The organism is Variovorax glucosi, from assembly GCF_051216695.1.
Lineage (GTDB): Bacteria > Pseudomonadota > Gammaproteobacteria > Burkholderiales > Burkholderiaceae_C > Variovorax.
The window spans coordinates 1-1,019 of the sequence record NZ_JBPJZE010000426.1 but is presented as its reverse complement, the minus strand read 5'-3'; the positions used below and the strand labels follow the sequence as shown (position 1 = coordinate 1,019).

Below are 1,019 nucleotides of genomic sequence, written 5' to 3'. Positions count from 1 at the left end.
CGCAACTGGCCAAAGTGCCGGCGGTGCGCGAATTCGTGCACGACGCCTCGGTCGCGCACGCCGTCTACGCACCCGAAAAAAGACACCCCGTCGAAGTGGCCGCCTCCGAGCAGCAACACCTGGTCCAGTGGCTCTCCAGGCGCCTTGACCGGCCGCTGAAGGTGCCCGACCTCTCCACCCAGGGCTACACCCTGGTCGGCGGCCGCCTGCTGCCCGGGGAAACCGGCGCGCGCGCCCAATTCATGTTCGAGGACGCTGCCGGCGAGCGCGTGACGCTCTACATCGGCACGCTGGACGCCAATGCCGCCGGGGCCACCGCCGCACGCGAAACCGCCTTCCGCTTCGCCTCCGAAGGCCCCGTGCCCAGCTTCTACTGGGTCGACCAGGGCTTCGGCTATGCCCTCGCCGGCAAGCTGCCGCGAGAAGTTCTGCTCAAACTTGCGACGCTGGCCTACCGCGATTTGTCGTAGCGACCGCATAAACTGCCGGTCGCGCAATCACATTGCCCGGCTTTCCGTCACCAGGCTTGTTTTCGCGATTTTTCAACTGAAGGAGAAACTGCATGAAATTGCTCAGCGCCTCGATCCTCGCGGCGGCCCTGCTCGCCGGCTGCGGCGGCATGTCCAACAAGACCGCCAGCGCCCCCGACACGCCCACCCGCACCGCCGACGGCGTGCTGGTCGGACCGAACGGGATGACGCTGTACACCTTCACCAAGGACACCGCCGGTTCCGGCACCTCCGCCTGCAACGCCCAGTGCGCCGCCAACTGGCCCGCGCTCGGCGTGGCCGACACCGCCAAGCCCATCGGCGGCTACACCATCATCATTCGCGAAGACGGCAAGCGCCAGTGGGCCTACAAGGGCTGGCCGCTGTACTACTGGGCCAAGGATGCCAAGCCCGGTGACAAGACCGGCGACGGCGTGGCCGGCGGCGCCTGGAAAGTCGCCCGTCCCTGATCCCTCGCGGATCTGACGCAAGAACGCCGGCTCCTGCCGGCGTTTTCTTTATCGGCTTTTC

The 1,019-nt window shown here is 67.1% G+C and carries 2 protein-coding genes; both read left to right on the top strand.

Annotation, left to right across the window (positions count from 1 at the left end; genetic code table 11):
• On the top strand, positions 1–470 hold a 470-nt coding region (locus ACSFA3_RS26230; RefSeq protein WP_435508219.1), incomplete at its 5' end, for an anti-sigma factor family protein.
• A 92-nt stretch (positions 471–562) separates the two neighbouring features.
• Positions 563–958, top strand: a complete 396-nt coding sequence (locus tag ACSFA3_RS26225) for a COG4315 family predicted lipoprotein (protein ID WP_435465109.1) — start codon at positions 563–565, stop codon at positions 956–958.
• Positions 959–1,019 lie beyond the last annotated feature (61 nt).

Bases quoted from the DNA above. Each gene is read 5' to 3' on its own strand.
- ACSFA3_RS26225 (WP_435465109.1), top strand. From the start codon at position 563: ATGAAATTGCTCAGCGCCTCGATCCTCGCGGCGGCCCTGCTCGCCGGC.